21 protein-coding genes are annotated in these 22,098 nt (G+C 26.8%); 4 read left to right on the top strand and 17 right to left on the bottom strand.

All coding sequences use genetic code 11. From position 1 onward, the window contains the following. Positions 1-15 precede the first annotated feature (15 nt). Positions 16-657, top strand: a complete 642-nt coding sequence (pcp, locus tag ACYUEX_RS15860; RefSeq protein ID WP_411169624.1) for a pyroglutamyl-peptidase I — start codon at positions 16-18, stop codon at positions 655-657. Next, positions 657-1,097 (top strand): gamma-glutamylcyclotransferase family protein, encoded by a 441-nt coding sequence (locus ACYUEX_RS15855; protein ID WP_460289040.1) that lies wholly within the window; start codon positions 657-659, stop codon positions 1,095-1,097. The genes pcp and ACYUEX_RS15855 overlap by 1 nt, the downstream gene beginning before the upstream one ends. A 110-nt stretch (positions 1,098-1,207) precedes the next feature. Here the strand turns inward: ACYUEX_RS15855 and ACYUEX_RS15850 are convergent, their stop codons facing one another. The 8 genes from ACYUEX_RS15850 to ACYUEX_RS15815 form a co-directional block, all read right to left on the bottom strand. After that, positions 1,208-1,909 carry a M15 family metallopeptidase gene (locus ACYUEX_RS15850; RefSeq protein WP_460289039.1) on the bottom strand — a complete coding sequence of 234 codons (702 nt, stop codon included), beginning with the start codon at positions 1,907-1,909 and terminating at the stop codon, positions 1,208-1,210. A gap of 670 nt (positions 1,910-2,579) precedes the next feature. Continuing rightward, on the bottom strand, positions 2,580-3,032 hold the full coding sequence (def, locus tag ACYUEX_RS15845) for a peptide deformylase (RefSeq protein ID WP_411169621.1): 453 nt from the start codon (positions 3,030-3,032) through the stop codon (positions 2,580-2,582). After that, positions 3,032-3,268, bottom strand: coding sequence for a helix-turn-helix transcriptional regulator (locus ACYUEX_RS15840; RefSeq protein ID WP_411169620.1), 237 nt, complete (start codon positions 3,266-3,268; stop codon positions 3,032-3,034). The genes def and ACYUEX_RS15840 overlap by 1 nt, the downstream gene beginning before the upstream one ends. Before the next feature lie 147 nt (positions 3,269-3,415). Then, positions 3,416-4,372 carry a four helix bundle protein gene (locus ACYUEX_RS15835; protein WP_460289038.1) on the bottom strand — a complete coding sequence of 319 codons (957 nt, stop codon included), beginning with the start codon at positions 4,370-4,372 and terminating at the stop codon, positions 3,416-3,418. Between the two features lie 45 nt (positions 4,373-4,417). Beyond that, positions 4,418-4,924 (bottom strand): DNA topology modulation protein, encoded by a 507-nt coding sequence (locus ACYUEX_RS15830; protein WP_460289037.1) that lies wholly within the window; start codon positions 4,922-4,924, stop codon positions 4,418-4,420. A gap of 157 nt (positions 4,925-5,081) precedes the next feature. Further along, positions 5,082-5,600 carry a GNAT family N-acetyltransferase gene (locus ACYUEX_RS15825; RefSeq protein WP_460289036.1) on the bottom strand — a complete coding sequence of 173 codons (519 nt, stop codon included), beginning with the start codon at positions 5,598-5,600 and terminating at the stop codon, positions 5,082-5,084. Positions 5,601-5,922: 322 nt separating this feature from the next. Further along, positions 5,923-6,315, bottom strand: a complete 393-nt coding sequence (locus tag ACYUEX_RS15820; RefSeq protein WP_411169616.1) for a helix-turn-helix domain-containing protein — start codon at positions 6,313-6,315, stop codon at positions 5,923-5,925. Continuing rightward, complete coding sequence (locus ACYUEX_RS15815; protein WP_460289035.1) at positions 6,305-7,231, bottom strand: lysostaphin resistance A-like protein; 927 nt, start codon at positions 7,229-7,231, stop codon at positions 6,305-6,307. The genes ACYUEX_RS15820 and ACYUEX_RS15815 overlap by 11 nt, the downstream gene beginning before the upstream one ends. Positions 7,232-7,810: 579 nt before the next feature. Between ACYUEX_RS15815 and ACYUEX_RS15810 the strand changes: the two genes are divergently transcribed. Continuing rightward, positions 7,811-8,548, top strand: coding sequence for an NAD-dependent protein deacylase (locus tag ACYUEX_RS15810; RefSeq protein ID WP_460289034.1), 738 nt, complete (start codon positions 7,811-7,813; stop codon positions 8,546-8,548). Between the two features lie 90 nt (positions 8,549-8,638). Here ACYUEX_RS15810 and ACYUEX_RS15805 read toward each other — a convergent pair whose 3' ends face one another. The 9 genes from ACYUEX_RS15805 to ACYUEX_RS15765 all read right to left on the bottom strand — a co-directional run bounded on the left by ACYUEX_RS15805 (position 8,639) and on the right by ACYUEX_RS15765 (position 21,291). Continuing rightward, a complete protein-coding gene (locus ACYUEX_RS15805; RefSeq protein ID WP_460289033.1) occupies positions 8,639-9,049 on the bottom strand; it encodes a GtrA family protein in 411 nt (136 codons plus the stop codon). Between the two features lie 14 nt (positions 9,050-9,063). After that, entirely contained in the window at positions 9,064-10,023 is a 960-nt protein-coding gene (locus ACYUEX_RS15800) for a glycosyltransferase family 2 protein (protein WP_460289032.1), read from the bottom strand. Positions 10,024-10,078: 55 nt separating this feature from the next. After that, the gene (locus tag ACYUEX_RS15795) at positions 10,079-11,881 is read right to left on the bottom strand and encodes an LTA synthase family protein (RefSeq protein WP_460289031.1); all 1,803 of its coding nucleotides are present in this window, start codon (positions 11,879-11,881) and stop codon (positions 10,079-10,081) included. Further along, complete coding sequence (locus ACYUEX_RS15790; RefSeq protein WP_460289030.1) at positions 11,882-13,345, bottom strand: glycosyltransferase family 39 protein; 1,464 nt, start codon at positions 13,343-13,345, stop codon at positions 11,882-11,884. It abuts the gene before it with no gap. A 142-nt stretch (positions 13,346-13,487) separates the two neighbouring features. After that, positions 13,488-14,984, bottom strand: coding sequence for a glycosyltransferase family 39 protein (locus ACYUEX_RS15785; protein ID WP_460289029.1), 1,497 nt, complete (start codon positions 14,982-14,984; stop codon positions 13,488-13,490). A gap of 535 nt (positions 14,985-15,519) precedes the next feature. Next, positions 15,520-19,047 carry a pyruvate:ferredoxin (flavodoxin) oxidoreductase gene (nifJ, locus tag ACYUEX_RS15780; RefSeq protein ID WP_460289028.1) on the bottom strand — a complete coding sequence of 1,176 codons (3,528 nt, stop codon included), beginning with the start codon at positions 19,045-19,047 and terminating at the stop codon, positions 15,520-15,522. Between the two features lie 298 nt (positions 19,048-19,345). Continuing rightward, positions 19,346-20,053, bottom strand: coding sequence for a pirin family protein (locus ACYUEX_RS15775; RefSeq protein ID WP_460289027.1), 708 nt, complete (start codon positions 20,051-20,053; stop codon positions 19,346-19,348). A gap of 135 nt (positions 20,054-20,188) precedes the next feature. Beyond that, entirely contained in the window at positions 20,189-20,788 is a 600-nt protein-coding gene (locus ACYUEX_RS15770; RefSeq protein WP_411169604.1) for a nitroreductase family protein, read from the bottom strand. Positions 20,789-20,868: 80 nt separating this feature from the next. Then, positions 20,869-21,291, bottom strand: coding sequence for a MarR family winged helix-turn-helix transcriptional regulator (locus tag ACYUEX_RS15765; RefSeq protein ID WP_460289026.1), 423 nt, complete (start codon positions 21,289-21,291; stop codon positions 20,869-20,871). 235 nt (positions 21,292-21,526) lie between these two features. Between ACYUEX_RS15765 and ACYUEX_RS15760 the strand changes: the two genes are divergently transcribed. Next, positions 21,527-22,015 carry a DUF892 family protein gene (locus ACYUEX_RS15760; protein ID WP_460289025.1) on the top strand — a complete coding sequence of 163 codons (489 nt, stop codon included), beginning with the start codon at positions 21,527-21,529 and terminating at the stop codon, positions 22,013-22,015. Positions 22,016-22,098: the final 83 nt, after the last annotated feature.

The raw sequence follows: 22,098 nt of genomic DNA, 5'->3' as shown, positions 1-22,098 counted from the left end.
AAAGGAGGCTTTTATATGAAAATATTAATTACAGGATTTGATCCTTTTGGTGGAGAAAATATAAATCCAGCTTTAGAAGCTGTAAAAAAATTACCTGATACTCTTTTAGGGAGTGAAATAATAAAATTAGAAATCCCAACTGTATTTAGAAAATCATTAGAAACAATTGAAAAAAATATAATTAAGCATAACCCAGATGTAGTGATATCTATAGGACAAGCTGGAGGAAGATTTGGAATTACTCCAGAAAGAGTTGCTATAAATATGGATGATGCAAGAATTAAAGATAATGAAGGCAATCAACCAATAGATATATCTATTTACGAAGATGGTGAATCAGCATATTTCTCAAACCTACCTATTAAAGCTATGGTTAAAGAAATGAATGATAATGGTATTCCTGCTTCTATTTCTAATAGCGCTGGAACTTTTGTTTGTAATCACGTTATGTATGGAGTTTTATACTTAATAGATAAAAAATATCCAAACATAAGAGGTGGATTTATACACGTACCATATATTCCATCTCAAGTAACTACAAAGCCTAATATGCCATCTATGTCAATAGATGATATAGCTAAAGGCTTAGAACTTAGCATAAAAGCAGTTATAGAAAATTCATCAGATATAAAAACTATAGGTGGAACTATTTGCTAATGAATCAAAATGTAAATATTTTTGTTTATGGTAGCTTAAGAAAAGGCTTTTTTAACTATGACCTTTACTTAAAAGGAAAAGTTAAATCTATACGACCTGCTGAGATAAGTGGCTTTGAATTATACCATATGCCCTATAAAGGTTATCCAGCAGTATTGCCTGGTGACACTACTATAGTAGGAGAAGTTGTTGAATTTGAAGATTATGATTCAACACTAAAAGCTATTGATAAAATGGAAGGATTTTCAGATGAAAATAATCCAAATAATGAATACTCAAGAAACCTTGTAAAGGTTAAATTAAATGATGATGAAAGCTATGAAAATTGTTATTCTTATTTTTATAATGAGAATATAGATCCAAAATTCCAAGATGAAGCTATTTATATTGAGAATGGTGATTGGAAAAAATATATGCTAAGAGAAACAACTGATAATTAAGAATTACTAATGAATAATTAAAAATAAAACTCAGCTATATCGCTGAGTTTTTTATTTTGAGGACATACTTTTCCCTTAGAAAATCTAATATAATCACCTAATTATAACGATTATCTTTCTAAATACTCTTCTAATGTCAAGCCATTGTCAGTTATTTCTTTTGCTGGTCCTACACCTACATATCTTAAATGCCATGGTTCATAATTATATCCAGTTATATCCTCTTTCCCCTTAGGATATCTAATTATAAAACCATAGTTACTCATATTTTGTGAAAGCCATCTAAATGCATCTGACTCTTCAAAGTTACTATCTAAAGAAAAATAACCTTCTGATGCTACATCCATAGCTAATCCGGTTTGATGTTCACTAGTTCCAGGTATTGCTACATATTTATTCGTATAATCTTGTCCTTGCGTAGCTACACTATTGTCATATACACTCTGTTGATACTCATAAGATCTATATCCTGAAATTCCAAAAAGAATTATTCCATCTCTCTCAGCATCATTAAACATATTTTCTAATGCATTAGCTGCCTCTAACCTCATATTCTTATCCATATCACTAGAAGCATTAAATCTAACATATGGCACAGTTAAATCATTTGGTGTATGTTTATAACCAACTTTATTCTGTTTATTTACTAAAATTAAATATTGATCTTTATCATTATATAACTTAGTCATCGCTATGGTAAGCAATGCTAATCCACACAAAATAGAAACTATTAATTTAACTTTTCTTCTTTTTTTTCTCTTTATTCTCAAATTTAAATTTCTCTTACTTATATTTCTCTTTTTAGTATTCATATAAAATATCCCCTAATTTCTAAATCTTAAATTCTAAAAATTATATTATTAATGAACTTATCGAAAGTATATCCTGATTGTTTCAAAGTTGTAAATTAATTAATCTACTATAGAGTTTAGCATGTCTTAAAATATACATTATGTAAAAAAACTAATCAATAGAAGTAATAAAGAAATCAGAAAAACACAAGAAATTTTTAAGAAAATAAACTAAATGTAATAACGAAGCTGTGTAGTTTTTTATTCCAATACAAAATATTGATAGTTGAATATCTGAATATATTTTAATATGGCAAACATGATCAACAATCAGTTGATTATTAATTTAAATAATAGCAACTTTAGAAAATTTGCACACTTTGTTTAAAATGCTTTAAATTGGATATAAATTAAATGAGGTGATATATTTGGAAACTAATAACAGTAGTTCTCTAAGAATAGATTTATCAGTTATTTTATTATTAATTAGCATATTATTTTCTTTAATATATTGTATAAGCTTGTAATAAAATTTTATAAATAAAAAAGATAGTATATAGGATTATTTAAAATCCTATTACTATCTTTTTTGTATTTGTTTTATTTAGATTATTAAATATCAATAAGCTAATATAAAAATTATTCAAAATTATTAAAACTTAAAAATACTAAAATTAATTTTTGCTATTTATTAATTTATAAACTCTGTAACTAAGTCTGTAAATAGAATTCCATCTAAATGATCTATTTCATGGCAAAAACATTTTGCTAAATCTCCTGTAGCTGTTATTTCTATTTTTTCTCCATTTTCATTTAATGCTTGCAAAGTAACTTTTGCTGGTCTTTTTAATTTTCCCCATACATTTGGAGAACTTAAACATCCTTCTATAACTTCTTGCTCTCCTTCTCTTTTTACTATTTTAGGATTAATTAATTTTATAAGACCTTGCCCCATATCTATAACTACTAATCTTTTTAATATACCTACTTGTGGAGCTGCTAATCCACCACCATTTTCAGTATTATACATAGTATCTGCCATGTCATTTAATATTTGTCTTATTCTTTCATCTATAACTTCAACTTCTCTACTCTTTTTTCTTAATATTTCATCTTCAAAAGTTCTGATTTGTCTTATAGCCATTAAACAACACCTCTACTTTGCTGAGATCTAGATTTTTTCTCACTTTCTTCAAAAAGAAATACTTCTTCAATAGTGCAATTAAAAACTTTAGATAAATCATAAGCAATCCATATTGATGGCTCATATTTTTCTGTCTCAATTGCATTAATAGCTTGCCTTGATACTCCAACAAGATTTCCTAACTGTTCTTGAGTTAACCCTAAAGTTTCTCTTAATTCTTTTAATCTATTTTTCATAAAAACCTCCGTAAAGTTTACCTTACATCAATTTTAAACTATTGGCTCTAAATGTCAAGTTAACATTACTAAATATATTCTTAAATAATTTATTTTATATATTTAGTAACAAAAAAATGTAGCTATTATTTATAGCTACACCTTATTTTATTTTCCGTATTTAAACCCTTTATATAAAGATGTTAATATATCTATAACTGTAGTAATTACTATAATGATTATAGTAATTAAAATAACTCTATCCCATGGTACTTTAATAAATCCCTCTGCTTTTTGTATTATATCATTATTCCAAATTAAATCATTTGATATTATTTTTATTAATAATATTGAGGTTAAAGTTGTTAATAATGAATATATAACAGATAACTTAATCGTCCATTTTCCTATAACTAATTTAATTAATTCTTTAACTATTCCTATTATAAATATTATTAAAATTATTATCTTAATAGATTCAAAAGTATCTAAATTAAATATTGACTTTATAGCCAATCCGCTTTTTTTATAATATATTCCAAAATATTGAGGTTGAAAATATAATATAGAGAAAAATATAGTTGAAAATATAATACTAAAAATAGGCTCACTTTTTGGTATTATTGACTTTTTATTTGGTAAATCCGGCAATTCTGATGGATTCCATTTTTCTTTGCCTTTAACATTATCTATAGCTACTCCATTATATTCTAAAAGAGCAAAAATACCTGTTACCCATGCAGCTCCTTGCAATAAAGCTGACATTAAAGTAGCTATATAACTTCCTATAATTCCTCCAATACTATCTCTAGATGATATTCCACCTACTACTGTAGATATGGATATGCCTATAAATATAGAAACTAGAACTATTTTCATAACAAATATATACTTATTAAAATAATTTGGTCCAATTAAATATCTTTCTTTTCCCCTATATTTATTAGCTAATACATCAGGATCTCCTAACTTTTCTAATGCCTTATATATTCTTTGTTCCTCTGAATTAAAGTCATGAATATCTTCCATCATATCGTATATTAATTCTCTAATTTCATCCCCAACTTCTTTTCTTACGTTCTTAGGTAACTTGCTTGTAACTGCATAGATATACCTATCTATCATCTTTTCCCTCCTTTATTTATAATAAATATTTATATGTATTATTAATTAAAATTTCGTTAAAAACTCATTACACTCTTTTCTATTTTTAAAAATATATATTTTTTTATTTTCTATCTCTTTAAGTAATTGATAATACTTATCTCTATGCTCCTTATTAAAGTTCCATATCCATTTTAAGAATTCAAAATCAAATTTTTCTGGACATCCTTCTCCCATATCGGGACGAACTTTCCCATAATTACTTATTACCCTCTTTATTGCACTAATTAAACAAGTTCTTCTCGGATAATCTAAGAAAATAACAGTATCACATCTATTAAGACGTTCTTCTATAGTTCTATCAAAATTTCCATCAATTATCCACTTATCTTCTTTTAATTTTATTTGCAATAATTTATTAAATTCTTCCCTTGATATTGATTGCCATCCTTTTCGCCAAAACAATTTATCAAGATGAACTATTGGTAAATTTGTTTTTTCATATAATTTTCTTGCAAGAGTTGATTTTCCACTTCCTCCGCATCCAATAATTATTATCCTCTTAAAATTCATTACAAACTCCTTTCAAGATAATATTTTTTACAATTTTAAATTTGAATTATAATATTCTTAAATAATAAAGATATACTGAAAGTCTACTTACTAAAACCTTTTGTATATCTTTATATGAATTATTATAATTTAAATTTTCCTAATAATATAAACTCTTTTAATCTAACACTCTCTCAAAAAGTATGCTATCATGCCATTTATCTCCTTGATAAATATACTTATTATATTTACCAACAAATTGAAATCCATTTTTTATTAATACTATTTGAGAACCTATATTGTCAGAGCTTGTTCCTGCTTCTATCCTGTGTAGTTTATGTTCTTTTAGTGATTTTTCTAATACTATTTTTGCTGCATTTGTTGCAACTCCCTTATCTTGATAATCCTTACCTATTCTATATCCCAATTCAGCTTTATTAAAACTACCCCTTTGTATTGATGTAATATTTATTCTTCCTATTACTTTTCCTTTTAAATCTTTTATTAAATACATATATACAATATCATTTTTTTGTTCTTCAACTAATTCCTTTATTATTTCCTTGAAATTTTCCATCTCATAATACTCATCACCTCTTGGTGGAAGTGTTTCCTCAAAAAAAGCTTTATTTTCTATTTCAAAAGCTAATAACTCATTTAAATCAGATTCTTCAAGTAATTTAACTATAATCTCCATATTTTTCTCCTTATAAAATACAATTAACCTTTATTAATATAACACCATATGTTATACCAATATTATCCTTTTTATTTTTACTTAATTTATATAATTGTTTATGCCATAATGCAACTAATGATAGTAATTAGAAGATGTTAATAATTAGTGTGAAAATTTATCTTAAATAAGAATATTATTATTTTCTTTATAGATGTTAATACATTAATAGAATCTCATTGAAAACTTCACACTATAAAATAAAGACATACAGAATATTTTAAAATTCATGCATGTCTATAACTTAATTCTAGATTGTACAGATAGTCTAATATATAAATTTTTATGATGGAAAACCATAAAATATAAAATATACAATAATTGAAATGAAATCAATCACAAAAATTATTCCTATAATTATCAGCACTACTTTAGATATTTTCTTCGTAGATATCTTAACTTTTTCTCTATCAATACTATCAATTATTGTTTCTAAATTACTCTTTCTTGATGAATCTATTTTTGTACTCTCTCTTTCTTTTGCATCCATTACTAATTCATCTAGAGATATTTGAAAAAAATCACCTACCGCTATTAATTTCTCTAACTCCGGTGTAGTTTCTCCAAGCTCCCACTTAGAAATTGTCTGCCTTGAAACATTTAACTTACTACCTAATTCATCTTGAGACAAACCTTTCTGCTTCCTCAAGGAATATAATTTATTGCTAAATGCCATATCTCTCCCCTTTACCCTTTCTTAATAACATTATAATGAATAAGCTTAATACCACTGTACAAATTAATCCGGCTTCAAATCCATATTGACCACCACTTAATAACTCTATACTTTTGTTAACATTAAAGTTAAAAACTGACGATGTTTTATTTGAGCCGCTTACATTAATACCTATTATAATTGCAAGCACAAAATTCCAAACACTATGAACAGCGCATGACACCCATATATTATTATACTTAATCATCAATAAAGATACCATAATTGAAAATAATAATAAATTAACTATTCCTATTATTCTAACTAATATACTAAATTGAAAAAGCGTTGATAAATGCGGAAAAGTAAACATAAAAGAACTAATTAGTATTGCTATTTGTATAGATACTTTACATCTAAGTGAATTCATTAAAAAACCTCTACACATAACTTCTTCCATTGCTCCTTGAATACCAAATCCTCCAAGATACAATAAAATTAAAATAACACTTATATCATTGTTTTCTCCATTATAGAAAATAGAACCACTTATTAAGCATAAAGTAAATATAATACTAAGTAGCATCATTGCTATTCCTGTACCTAAAAAATATGACTTTACTATGTTAGCTTTTACAATCCCCATACTTTCTACGTCTCTATTTTCTATAAACTTACAATATAAAATTGTTATTATTAGATGAATTGAAAATCCATAATACTTAATTAACATCATAATATCATCATTAGGCATTTCACCTTGTAAAAAATCATATCCTGCTAGATTTAATCCAAATACTACTATAACTTCTCCAATAATCATAGATGATATATATACTAAAAAAAATCCAAGTAACTTCTTAATCACATATAATCCTTTACTAATATCACCCTCATCTTTTTTAAAAGGATTAATCCTAATTATAATTTTTTTCATAAATTCTGTCCCCCAATTCTTTTTTAAGAAAATAATATATCTTCTCTTACAACAAAGTTTATATTTTATCTTTAAAACTTGCGACCAATTATACTTGGAAATTTGTCAACCAAACTTAACATTCTTGATTTTTCAAGGACTTAAGGGATATATCAGTAATGAATACCATACCATTTACTCTAATCGGTATCCCATCAGTATTTTATAAAGACATACAAAGTATTCTTTAAAACTCTTATATGTCTTTAAAATCTATATATAAACCTTACTTCACAAATTATTTTATATATATTTAAAGGGGTACGCGTTTCGTTACCCCCTTTGTAAACCCTTGATTTTACTGATTTTATCAATAATTTTATTAAGCAAAAAAATTTCTATCTACTATTTAAATATGCAGAAAGTTATATGTTTTTAAAATTTTTCTTATTTCATGCACCTCATATAATATAAAGCATCTTACTTAATTCATTATAAATTACATTATATTTTTTCCATCCAATACCATCTTTTTTTAATTTCCCTTTCTATTATCTTATGTCATAATAAAACTAATAAATATAATTTGGAGATGATTTAATGTACAATAATATAGAGAAGCTAACACAAATTTTAAAAGAAAGTAACAATATAGTTTTCTTTGGTGGTGCAGGTGTGTCCACTGAATCAGGAATCCCTGATTTTAGAAGTTCCAATGGATTATTTAATGAAAAGCTTAATATAACTTTTACTCCTGAGCAATTAGTATCTCATAGCTTTTATATGAGATATCCTAAAGAGTTTTTTAACTTCTATAAAGCTAAGCTTATTTACCCTGAAGCTAAACCTAATGGCGCACACATTGCATTGGCTAAGCTTGAAGAAATGGGAAAATTAAAAGCTGTTATAACTCAAAATATAGATGGACTTCATCAAGCCGCTGGAAGTAAAAATGTTTATGAACTTCATGGATCAGTTCATAGAAACTACTGTGTCAAATGTCATGCTTTTTATGATGCTGACTTTATTTTAAATTCTAAAGAAGTACCAACTTGTACTAAATGTGATGGAACTGTCAAGCCTGATGTAGTTCTTTATGAAGAAGGCTTAGATGATGATGTAATTAGATGTGCAGTTAATGCTATTTCTCATGCTGATACTTTAATTATTGGTGGAACATCCCTTGTTGTTTATCCAGCTGCTGGACTTATAGACTATTTTAGGGGTAAGAATCTTATTTTAATAAATAAAAGTTCTACATCTGCTGATAATAAAGCTAATTTAGTAATTAACGATTCTCTTGGAAAAATTTTAAGTGAAGCCCTAGAACTCCTTTAAAAACAATTATCGTATTTATTTATAATTAAGTTTACTTAAAAAGGCTTATTCAATTTATATTATTGATATAAATTAAATAAGCCTTTTTAACTATTCATTTTGTTCTTTTTTAAATGCAAAAAATTTTAACAATATAAAAGTTACTGGAATTCCTAATATTGCTGCTAGTATATATGCTATAAGCTTATCCAAACCCATAATGTTAAAGGTTATTATTACTACTATGTTTTGAATTATAAAATTAGGTATATATGATATTGCAAATTTTACAAACTTCTTAAAAGCCAGCTTTTCCTTAAAAGTTAGATAGCTATTTAGTATATATGCTACGATTAATCCTGAAACATATCCAAACACAAAAGCAATATTTTCATTTAACATATTTGAATATACATAAGAAAAAATTACTCCATTAAAAGTATTAATAACACCTATTATTAAAAACATTATAAACTCTTTCGTAATAAATATTTTTTTAATTTTATCTATTAAACTATTCAATTAACTTGCACCTACTACTCTTCTTTATCATCAATTAATATCTCTTTTATAATATATCTTGGTCTACTCTTAGTTTCATTATATATCTTTCCAATATACTCCCCTATAACCCCTAATGAAAGAAGTTGTATTCCTCCTATCATCCAAATTGAAATTGTTAACGATGTCCAACCAGCTTGAGTTTTCCCCATAAATTTTACTACTAAAGAATATACTAATGCTATTAAACTAAGTATAAATATAGAAAACCCTAAGCTTGTAATTATCCTTATTGGTTTTATACTAAAAGATGTTATTCCATCCCACGCAAAAGCTAACATCTTTTTTAATGGATACTTAGATTCCCCTGCAAATCTTTCATGTCTTTCATACTCTACAATAGAATACTTATACCCAATTAAAGGAACTATCCCCCTTAAAAACAAATTTACTTCTTTAAATTCACTTAAACCTTCAATAGCTCTTTTGCTCATTAACCTATAATCAGCATGATTATAAATTAAATCTACACCTAACCTATTCATAACTTTATAATATCCTAAAGCTGTTGTTCTTTTAAAAAAAGTATCTGTTTTTCTTGAGCTTCTAACACCATATACTATATCACTTCCAGAATAATATTCTTTAACAAATTCATCTATTACATTAATATCATCTTGTAAATCTGCATCTAGTGATATAACCATATCTGCATGTTCTTTTGCAACCATAAGTCCTGCTAATAGTGCATTTTGATGCCCTTTATTTCTTGAAAGGTTAACTCCGCTAAATATACTATTCTTATTATATAAACCTTCAATTATATTCCAAGTCTTATCCTTTGATCCATCATTTACAAATAGTATTTTGCTTTCTTTTGATATATCTTCATTGTTAATCATTGTATTTATCTTGTCTAGAAGTCTCGTACTTGTCTCAGACAAAACTTCTTCTTCGTTATAACAAGGAATAACTAAATATAATATCTTATCCATAAAAATCCTCCGCTCAAAGTATAAACTATATATTTTAGTTTACAGCATAATCTAATTATTTTACTTTATTGGTATTTACATAGTAATTATTTTTTATAATTTTATCAGCTATATCATAAGCCTGCTCTAATCTTACTTCTTCTTCTTTAGATGGATTACCAACTACTATTCCACCTTTTATAACTGTTGCATTTCTTTTGGTTGTTAATAAATTTCTTCCCATATAATAATCCTTTGTATCAATACCTAATAAATATGAAACTGTTGGCACTATATCTATTTGTCCTCCATAAGTACTTATAGTTTTACTTGGTATATCTTTTCCATATATTATAAGAGGAACTTCGTTATCTTTTGCTTGCCACCAATCTCCTGGCATATCTGTACTTTCAACATCTTCCATATAGTATTTATGCACTCCACCATGATCGCCATATATTACAACTATTGTGTTGTCTAACATATTATTTTGTTCTAATAACTCAAAAAATAATCCTATTTGCTTATCTGCATAATTAACACTTTGAAAATATCCGCCCAACTTATTTTCATCTAACTCTTTTGGTAAATCTAGTTCTCTATATTTCTTATCTATATCAAAAGGCCCATGGCTTGTTAATGTTGGTACAACTGCTAGAAAAGGTTCTTCTAATTTTGAAATCTTTCCACTAAATTGAGTATATAAACTTCTATCTGATAAACCAAATCCTGCATACTCATCTATCTTATATTTCTTTATATCCCAAACTTCATTATAACCTGCTGCTGATCTTCCAGCCTCTGCCCAATTCCAATCACCAGCTCTTTCAGCATGAGTTAAAATAGTATTATATCCCTCTTCCTCTAAAAGCCTTGGAAAGGACTTATACTTTACTTCTGGATATTCTAAATATGTTATAACATCCCCTAAAGGTAATACCCCTGATGCAGCCATCATATCCATATCAATACTATTTCCAGCATTATTTTGCTCATGAATATTATTGAAATATAATCCTTTTCTTATAATTTCATTCATATTAGGTGTTATCTCTTGGTCATATACCTTTTGATTTATAACGAAGTTTTCTAAGGATTCAATTTGAAGAAACACAATATTCTTACCTTTTGCTATTCCTTTATATTCATTATCTTCAACTGTTTCCTTATTCCATGCTAACCATTCATCAATTTCTTTTATTTCATCATAATCAACTTTTTTATTAACTTTCTTTAAGGTTTTATAAGATTCATATATATGATGTCCAAGAGGTGATCTATTAGAAAGCCTTTGAGCTGGACTCCAGGAAGCCTGCCAATCCTCTTGAAAGAATCTTATTTTCCCATTTAAAACTCCTTTTATATCAAATAAATAATGAGATGAACATATTATTGCTATGCAAGTAATTAACCCTAATATCGCTCCCCTAAAGTTTCTTTTAAAATTAACATTTCCCTTTAACCTTTTACAATAAAATATCATTATTGGAATATCTATTATATAAACTATATCTATAAATCCTGGATTAATGATCCTTCCATTTAAAGGGTTAAATCCATCTTTGAAAAATAAATACTTTAACTCTAACAAATACCCTGTACCTCTATATGACCATATGTCAAAAATCATAAAAATAGAGTATATTAAATTTATAGCAATTAGATATCTTATTGAAGCCTTACCTTTAAATATTAAGCTAGGAAATATAATTATTCCTAATATAGCTAAATGAGCTATCATAAGCCTTATATCAAAAGGGATACCATAGAAACTAAAACCACTATTTGAAGCACTCATAAATGTTAAAGTCAAACTTTTTATATATAAAATACTAATTGTTATACTTATCCATAATATTCTTTTATTAATTTTTTTCATTTAAGCAACTTTCTCCAATTTCTCTTCTTTCTCAAACTTTTCATTAGGTCTTTTATTAAATATTTTTAATAAAAAGTTTATTCCTTCTAATTCTAAAATTATAAATACCCATGAAATAATATAAGAATATCTTCCTTGTGATTCTGTTACTAAATACATAACACCATACCCACATAATATTATGTAAAATAAATTCATCTCTTGATTTTCTCTATTATTCTTTCTATTTAAAATTCCTAAAAATATAAGAATCATCATAATTAAATAAATAATTTGTGGAGCTTCTAATGAAACATCTACTATTATATCTTCCTCTGGAACATCTAATTTTGTCCAATAGATTCCTCCGAAGTCCCCCTCATTCCATTGCAATGCAAATTTCTTAATATAAAATTTTACTAACTCTATAGGCGAAGTTGTAGTTAATCTATCTTTAATAATTTGAGCACTAGCTTCCTTCACCTTTTCATAATCATAATTGTATTTTTCAGGAACAGATGCATCTTCTTCATTCCATCTTCCACCACTTTCAATGTTAGTTCCCTTTAATATGTTTGTTATTTTAGGCTCACTGCCTTTCCATAATGGAAATTCTGTAATTTTTAAGCTTTGTAATGTAAAGCTTACTAAAAATAAAAGCATAAAGTAAGGAACACTATATAATGCTACATTTCTTATTTTATTAACTATTTTATCTTTAGAATAAATTATTATATACATTCCATATGCAACTATCATTATTAGTGCTACCATTCTAAATAAATTCCCAAAAGATAATATTAACCCTGATATGACGAGATAATATTTATTTTTCTTTCCTTTAAGAACAAGTATAAATATATATGCACTAATCAGATATAATGGTATTGCTATATTTTCTGTACAAAAGACAGCTGGATAAGTTACAAATGGTGGAAATACTGACGCTAATGCAGCTGCATACATCCCTTTTTTATTTGAATTAAATATTTCTTTAACTATTAAATATATAATGTATATTGTTAAAACACTTAATGATAAGTTAACAACTTTCATCATTAATATATTATTAATTGGAAATATTTTAATCATTAAAGCCATATAAAGTACCATTGCTGTTAAATGTGGAAACCTAGCTATATATGAATCTCCCCAAAACATACTTGTACTTCCATTTAAAAAATCTTGTGCAGATTCATAAATAACTCTAAAATCTGATACTGGAAAGCTATTTACATTTAATAACCATAAGCTTCTTAAAATAAATCCACAAAGTAATATTAATAATATTTGTTTTTTATAACTTATATTCTTTTTTATAATATAAAACTCTATAGCTATGATGCTTAATAAAAAAATTCCTATCATCATAGAATTTTTATTAAAATCTTTAATATATATAGCGCTAGCTACTATAACTATTATCATTAATACTTTTAGTATAGTTAAAAAGAATTTAGTAAACCTCCCCTTAATTTTCTCCAAACCCGTATCCCCCTCTAAATTTTTATAAATGTATTATTTTTGCTAATATAATCATAAATATTATTTTTACAAAAAAATAAATCTTTAATATTATATTAAGATACACTTATTAAGAATTTATTAAGGATTATCTAAGATCTAATTAAAGGTTTCTTTCATATTTTCTAATATCTCTTTTACTAAAACCTTTTTTAATATCTATATCAAACTTATTTAATATAAAGTTTATTCCTTCTACTGCTAGAATTATAAATATCCATGAAATAATGTAAGAATATCTTCCTTGTGCTTCTGTTACTAGATACATAATGCCATATCCACATAGTATTATATAAAATAAATTAATTTCTTCATTTTCTTTATTATTCTTTCTATTTAAAATTCCTAGAAATACAAGAATCATCATAATTGAATAGATGGTTTGTGAAACTTCTAAGGAAACATCTAATACTATATCTTCCTGTGGAACAAATGATTTTGTCCAGTGAGTCCCTTCAAAATCCCCAATACCCCATTGCATTGCAAATTTTTTAACATAAAAACTTATTAACTTTAAAGGTGGAGTTGTTGTTAGCCTTTCTTTAATAATTTCAACACTAGCTTCTTTTATTTCTTCATAATCGTAATTATATTTTTCAGGAATAGATGCATCTTCCTCATTCCATCTTCCTATACTTTCTATATTAGTTCCCTTTAATACATTTGTTATCTTAGGCTCACTACCTTCCCATAGTGGAAATTCTGTAATTTTTAAGCTTTGCAATGTAAAGCTTACTAAAAATAAGAGCATAAAATAAGGAATACTATATAATGCTATATTTCTTATTTTATGGACTATTTTATCCTTAGAATAAATTATTATATAAATTCCATATGCAACTATTATTATTGTTGCTACCATTCTAAATAAATTCCCAAAAGATAATATTAATCCTGATAAAATTAAATAATATTTATTTTTCTTTCCTCTAAGCACAAGTATAAATATATATACACTAAGCAAATATAATGGTATTGCTATATTTTCCGTGCAAAAAACACCTGTATAAGTTACAAGTGGTGGAAATATTGTTGCTAATGAAGCTGCATATATTCCTTTTTTATTTGAATTAAATATTTCTTTAACTATTAAATAGATAATATATATCGTTAAAACACCTAATGCCAGATTAACAAGCTTCATCATTAATATGTTATTGATAGGAAATATCTTAATCATTAAGGCCATATAAAACACCATTATTGTTAAATGTGGAAATCTAGCTATATATGAACTTCCCCAAAACATACTTGTACTACCATTTAAAAAATCTTGTGCAGACTCATAAATAATCATATAATCTGATGTTGGAAAGCTATTTATATTTAATAACCATAAAGCTCTTATAATAAATCCACAAAATAATATTAGAGATATCTGCTTCTTATAACTAAAATTCTTTCTTATTATATAAAATTCTATTAATATGATACCTATCATAATTAATGTTACTATTATAATGCTCCTAATTAAATTCTCAGCACTAAGAAAAATATGAGCAAAAAATATAGCACCAATACTAGCAGGTATAAGTATTATCATTAAAAATTTTAATACTGTTAAAAAGAATGTAGTAAACTTCTCTTTAAAGCTTTGCAAATTATGCACCTCCTAAAACTATATAAATATACTTAATCTAAATTATATATTTATATGTATCCCAATGTTTAAGTAATATTAAGTAATATTAAGTCAAATTCACATCATACATATTTTAACATTTAAACCTAAAATACTAACTTTTAATATATACCTCCCAGTTTAATAAGTCTACCTTTTTTTACTAAACTTAACTAAATCTTTAATAATATAGTAATGTATACTTCTTAATTATATCTTATATCTATCTTATATATTTCTTAATCATCTGTTATTAAAAATGTAGACTATAACTAAAAATACACTCTATTTCTACCTAAATATTTCAATTTGCTATAAAGTAAAAAAGTTGACATATATAAATCACATTTTCAAAGCTTTAAAATTTTATATTTTTCTAAAAAGTAAAAAAAGCTATTTGTTTAACTTTTATACTTAAACAAATAGCTTTTTAATTATTATATATAATTTATTTACTATATTAATTTATAGTTTTTCTTATAATTTTAATTTATTTATATCTTAGTTTTATATTTTACAATATTGAATTTTCAGATAAACTCTTATATCTTTGATATCTTTCTTTAGCATCTTCTTCTGTCTTTTGGAATAACTCTTCTGCTAATTCTGGGAAAGCTTTTGCTAAGGATGAGTATCTTACTTCTCCCATTAAGAAATCCCTAAGACTTGAATTAGGCTCTTTTGAATCTAATGCAAAAGTATTCTTTCCTTGTACCTTTAAATCAGGATTATATCTGTATAAATGCCAATATCCAGAATCTACAGCTCTTTTTTCTTCATGAGGAGTATTTCCCATTCCAATCTTTATTCCATGACTTATGCAAGTTGAATATGCTATTATCAATGATGGTCCATTATAAGCCTCAGCTTCTGCAATAGCCTTAAGAGTTTGATTTAAATTAGCTCCCATACAAACTTGGGCTACGTATACATAGCCATAAGTCATAGCCATTAATCCTAAATCTTTCTTCTTTGTTCTCTTTCCTGTTGCAGCAAATTTTGCTACTGCTGCTTCTGGAGTTGATTTTGATGATTGACCACCTGTATTTGAGTAAATTTCCGTATCAAACACAAGGACATTAACATTTTCACCAGATGATAATACATGATCCAAACCACCATAGCCTATATCATAAGCCCATCCATCTCCACCAAATATCCATTGAGATCTATTTACAAAGAATTCTTTATCTCTTAATATTTCTTTTGCAATTTCAGAGTTATCCTCTTCTAAAACTCTTCTTAAGTTATCTGACCTTTGTCTTGTTCCATCTCCAGTATCTTTATGATCTAACCAATCTTTTAATACCATTTTTGTATCTTCTGGCATTTCACCTTCTAATGCTATTTTAATGTTATCTGCAATTCTCTCTCTAATTGTTCTAACACCTAAGTACATACCTAATCCATACTCTGCATTATCTTCAAATAAGGAGTTCCCCCAAGCCGGTCCATGCCCATTATAATTTGCTCTATATGCTGTTGCTGCTCCTGAAGCTGCCCAAATTGATGAACAACCTGTTGCATTTGCAATCATCATTCTATCTCCAAATAATTGAGTAACTAGCTTAGCGTATGCAGTTTCTCCACAACCTGCACATGCTCCTGAGAACTCAAGCAAAGGTTGTTCAAATTGGCTTCCTTTAACTGTATTTTTATTCATAGGGTTTTCTTTTGGAGTAACCGATTCAATCGCATAATTCCACGCTTCTATTTGCTCACTTTGACTATCCATAGGCTTCATAACTAGTGCCTTTCCAGGTGCTGGACAAATTTGAGCACAGTTTCCGCACCCAGTACAATCTAAAGGAGTTATTCCTATTGTATAAGAATATTCTTCTTTACCTTTTATACCATTTGCTTTTACGCTTTTATAACTACTTGGTGCATTTTTTATTTCGTTAGATGTAGCTAAAAATGGTCTAATAACAGCATGCGGACAGACAAATGAGCATTGATTACATTGAATACAATTCTCTGGTATCCATTCTGGCACATTGATTGCAATTCCTCTTTTCTCAAAAGATGTAGTACCAGCCATAAATGTACCATCCTCTATTCCTGAATTAACAAAGCTTGAAACAGGTAAATAATTACCTTCTAACTTATTTATTGGAATACATATTTCTTCAACGAATTTTGGAAGATCTACTTTTTCTTCTAGTTTATTATCTTCAGCATTTTTCCATTCTTCTGGTGGGTTTATTTTAACTAATGATTCTATCCCCTTATCTATAGCTTCAAAGTTCATATTTATAACTCTTTCACCTTTTTTGCCATAAGATGTAACAACTGCTTCTTTCAAATATTTAACAGCATCTTCAAGTGGAATAATATTTGCTAATTTAAAGAAGGCTGCTTGCATTATCATATTTATTCTTCCACCAAGACCTATTTCTTGAGCTATTTTTATTGCATTTATAATATGAAATTCTATATTATTTTCTACAATATATCTTTTAACACTTGCTGGTAATTTCTTATTTAATTCTTCTTCGCTCCAAATTGTATTTAGAACAAATATGCCATTTTTTCTAAGTCCCTTTAAAACATTATAATTATAAACATAAGATTGATTATGGCATGCTACGAAGTCTGCTTGATCTATCTCATAATGTGATTTTATTAGAGTTTTACCAAATCTTAAGTGCGAAATTGTTATTCCTCCTGATTTTTTAGAATCATAAGCAAAATATCCTTGTGCATACATGTTTGTATGATCACCAATTATTTTTATAGCACTTTTATTTGCTCCTACAGTTCCATCTGATCCTAATCCCCAGAACTTACAAGAGGTTGTTCCTTCTGGTGTGGCATCAATTTCTTCCTTTGGTGAAATAGATAAATTGGTAACATCATCTTCTATACCAATAGTAAATCTATTCTTTGGTTTATCTTGATTTAAGTTTTCATAAACAGCTACAATATATGATGGATATGGATCCTTTGACCCAAGTCCAAATCTTCCTCCATATACTTTAGGTGGATTATCCATTTCATTAACTGCTCTAACAACATCTAAATATAATGGCTCTCCAATTGATCCTGGCTCCTTTGTTCTATCTAAAACTGCAATTTTTTTAACAGTCTTAGGTATAACCTTTAATAACTTTTCTATTGAAAATGGTCTATAAAGTCTTACCTTTACAAGACCTACTTTTTCTCCCCTTGCTCTTAAATAATCTATAGTTTCTTCTATAACTTCCGTTACAGAACCCATAGCTATAATTATTCTATCAGCATCTTTATCTCCATAATAATCAAAACAATGATATTCTCTTCCTGTTAATTCTGTTATTTTTGACATATACCCTTCAACAACATCTGGAATATCATCATAATATTTATTTAATGACTCACTTAATTGGAAATATACATCAGGATTCTGTGCTGTTCCTCTTATAACTGGATGATCAGGGTTTAGTGAATTTTTTCTAAAATTATTAAGTGCCTCATAATCAACTAATTTAGCTAACTCATCATACTCTAAAACCTCTATCTTTTGTATTTCATGAGATATTCTAAATCCATCAAAGAAATTAACAAATGGCATTCTTGCTTTAATCGCTGTTAAATGCGCAACTGGTGCTAAGTCCATAACTTCTTGAACTGAACCTTCTGAAAGCATAGCAAAACCTGATTGTCTTGTAGCCATAACGTCTTGATGATCGCCGAAAATACTTAATGATGATGTAGCAAGAGCTCTCGCTGCTACATGAATAACTGCTGGTAACCTTTCACCTACCATTTTATACATATTAGGTATCATTAATAATAATCCTTGAGATGCTGTAAAAGTTGTAGTTAATGCTCCTGCTTGCAAAGATCCATGTACAGCACCTGCTGCTCCTGCTTCTGATTGCATTTCTACTATTCTAACAGGTTTCCCAAAGATATTTTTTCTTCCTTGAGCAACCCATTCATCCATATGTTCTGCCATAGGTGAAGATGGAGTTATTGGATAAATTGCACTTACTTCTGTAAATGCATAGGATATATGTGCTGCAGCTGTATTTCCATCCATTGTTTTTGTCTTTCTCATATCTATTCTTATGCCTCCTTTGTAAAATTAAAAATTATTTGTTCTTATATAATTAATTTATAATAATTTAAGTATTTGCATAGACATGTCCTATTATTCAATTAATAAAAATATCTATTAAATTACTATACCAAAATTTTCATAATTTTAAAAGTTAATTGATTATAATTATCATAATCAAATCTTTATCTATATTTTAATAAAATTTAATTAAAAAGTATGTATAGTAATTTTCTATACACTAAAAAAGAACAAGCATAATAAATCTGCTTGTTCTTTTTATTATATATTAATACTTTTACCATCTTGTTGATTTCTTCATCTCAATTGCAAGTACATGTGATTTTTTATTAGCTTTTATTAGAATATTTTCTTCTACTATTTCTAATGCATCTCTTTCGTCTAACTCTATATTGCTTATTGTTGAATTTCCTTCTATTTGAACTAAATAAGCTTGTCTTCCAGATTCTACTGAAAAATCTATTTCTTTTCCTTCATCTAATTCTACTACATAAAAGTTTGCATCTTGATTTATTTTAATTGGTGCATCACCATCTTTGCTTGATACTATATTAAGCCATTTGTTTTTTCTATCTTCTGCATTAAATCTGTAATCTCCATAAGCTGGCTTATAATCTTTTTTATCTGGAACAACCCATATTTGTAATAGCCTTGTTATGCTATCCCCCAAATTATGTTCACTATGATATACTCCTGTACCAGCACTCATATATTGAACATGTCCTCTTGAAATAGTATTTTTATTTCCCATTGTATCTCCATGAGTTAATTCTCCATCAACTACATAAGATACAATTTCCATGTCTTTATGTGGATGTAAATCAAAACCTGTTTTACCTTCTATTAAATCATCATTTATAACTCTTAATACTCCAAAATTCATGTTATCTATATTAAAATATTCTGCAAAGGAAAAATGGAATGTACTCTTTAGCCATCCTAAATTACTTTTCCCCATATTTTTATGATCTAATTTTCTTAACATAATAATTTTCTCCTTTCATTAATAATTACTATTTACTTAAACATTTAAAATTCACTATATTACGATATTATAATTAGTAGATATATGCATCCTTAACATATATCTACTTAATGAAAATACAAGAAATTTTTTATTCTATTTTACTATCTTTACTCTATCTTCTATTGGCATAAATTCTTTTTCTCCTGCCGGTGCAACACCTTTACCAAAAGGCATTTGTGCAATCATCTTCCAGCCGCTTGGAATATTAAATTCTTTTTTAACTTCTTCTTCTATTAATTCAGTATAATGTTGTAATGTTGCTCCAAGACCTTCAATAGATAAAGCAGTCCAAATAGCAAATTGTAACATTCCTGAAGTTTGCTGTGCCCAAACTGGGAAATTATCTTTATATAATTCAAACTGCTTTTGCAATGATTCAACTACATTGAAATCTTCAAAATATAATACTGTTCCATATCCTGCTTTAAATGAATTTATCTTTTCTTCAGTAGAAGAGAAATTATTTGCTGGAACTATTTTTCTTAAAGTCTCCATTGTAATATCCCATAGCTTATTATGATTTTCCCCAAATAATACAACTACTCTTGAACCTTGTGAATTAAATGCAGATGGAACATGCTTTACTGCTTCTTCTACTACTTCTTGAATTCTTTCATCTGATACTGGTGACTCCTTGCTTATTGCATATATGCTTCTTCTTTCCTTTATTGCATTATAAAAATCTTTATTCATATTAAATCATTCTCCTATCATATTTTTAATTTTTCTAAATTTTAATATTAATATATACATCTTATATATTATTTAATTAGTCACTTTAATACTTTTCTTAATTGAATCAAATTATCTAGTAATTCTTTTTTAGTTTTCTCATCTAAATTGATGAATAAACTATCCAAAAACTCCTTATGTTTTGGGAATATATGTGCAATAAAATCCTTTCCCTTTTCTGTTAAAGAAACGTAAAATATTCTTTTATCCTTCTCACACTTTCTACGAACAACAAGCTCTTTCTTTTCTAGCTTATTTATTACATAGGTTATTGTTCCACTTGTAACTAAAATTTTCTCAGCTACTTTTTGTACAGGTTGATCTCCTTTGTGGTATAGCATTTCTAAAACACCAAATTCACTAATATTTAATCCAAACTCTTGTACATTTTTTTCTATTTGAAAAAATAAATCATCATAAGTTCTAGCCATTGCAATTACTAATTTTAAATTTATATCACTCATAATTTCACCTACATTATCTTGATTTCAAGATAATTATATATCTAAAATATCTTTAAGTCAAGATATTTTAGATATTAATTATCAATCCCCTTCCCCCTCTGTATTTATACAATTTTTCAATATAATCCTCTATTCTCTCTCCATATTAATAAAATTATTCTTAATTATTAATTCAAATTCTTTAATAGTATAAAATAATAAGTTTTACACAAAATAAAATTGGAGGTGTAGTAATATGGAAATAACATTAACACAAAAGGAAAGATTATTACTTGAAGACCAAAAAAGCCATGAACAAATTTGCATAGAAAAATATACAAATTACGCAAATCAAGCACAAGACCCCCAATTAAAGCAAATATTTAATTTACATGCTCAAGATGAAAGAACTCATCTTGATAGCATTAACCAATTATTAAGTGGCAAAATCCCTCAAATGGGTCAACAACAAAATCAAAATTCAAGTCAGAATATGACTAATCAAAATTCAGCTCCTACTATGAATAATACACAGTCAAATGTGGGAAATGTATCAGATGCTGATATGTGTAAAGACTTAATAATGACAGAAAAATATGTTTCAGGAACTTATGATACTACAATTTTCGAATTTAGAGATACTAGGGTTCGTGATGTATTAAACCATATACAAAAAGAAGAACAAAAACATGGGGAAACCATATTTCAGTATATGGAAAGCAAAGGGATGTATACTCCTCAATAATGGTATATAATATAAAAAAGCTATACATCTATTTTAATTAAGATGTATAGCTTTTTATTTCATATTGCTTACCTTTTCCTATT

The sequence above is a fragment of the Clostridium sp. CTA-7 genome (assembly GCF_054768095.1).
This window is presented reverse-complemented; position numbering and strand designations above follow the sequence as displayed.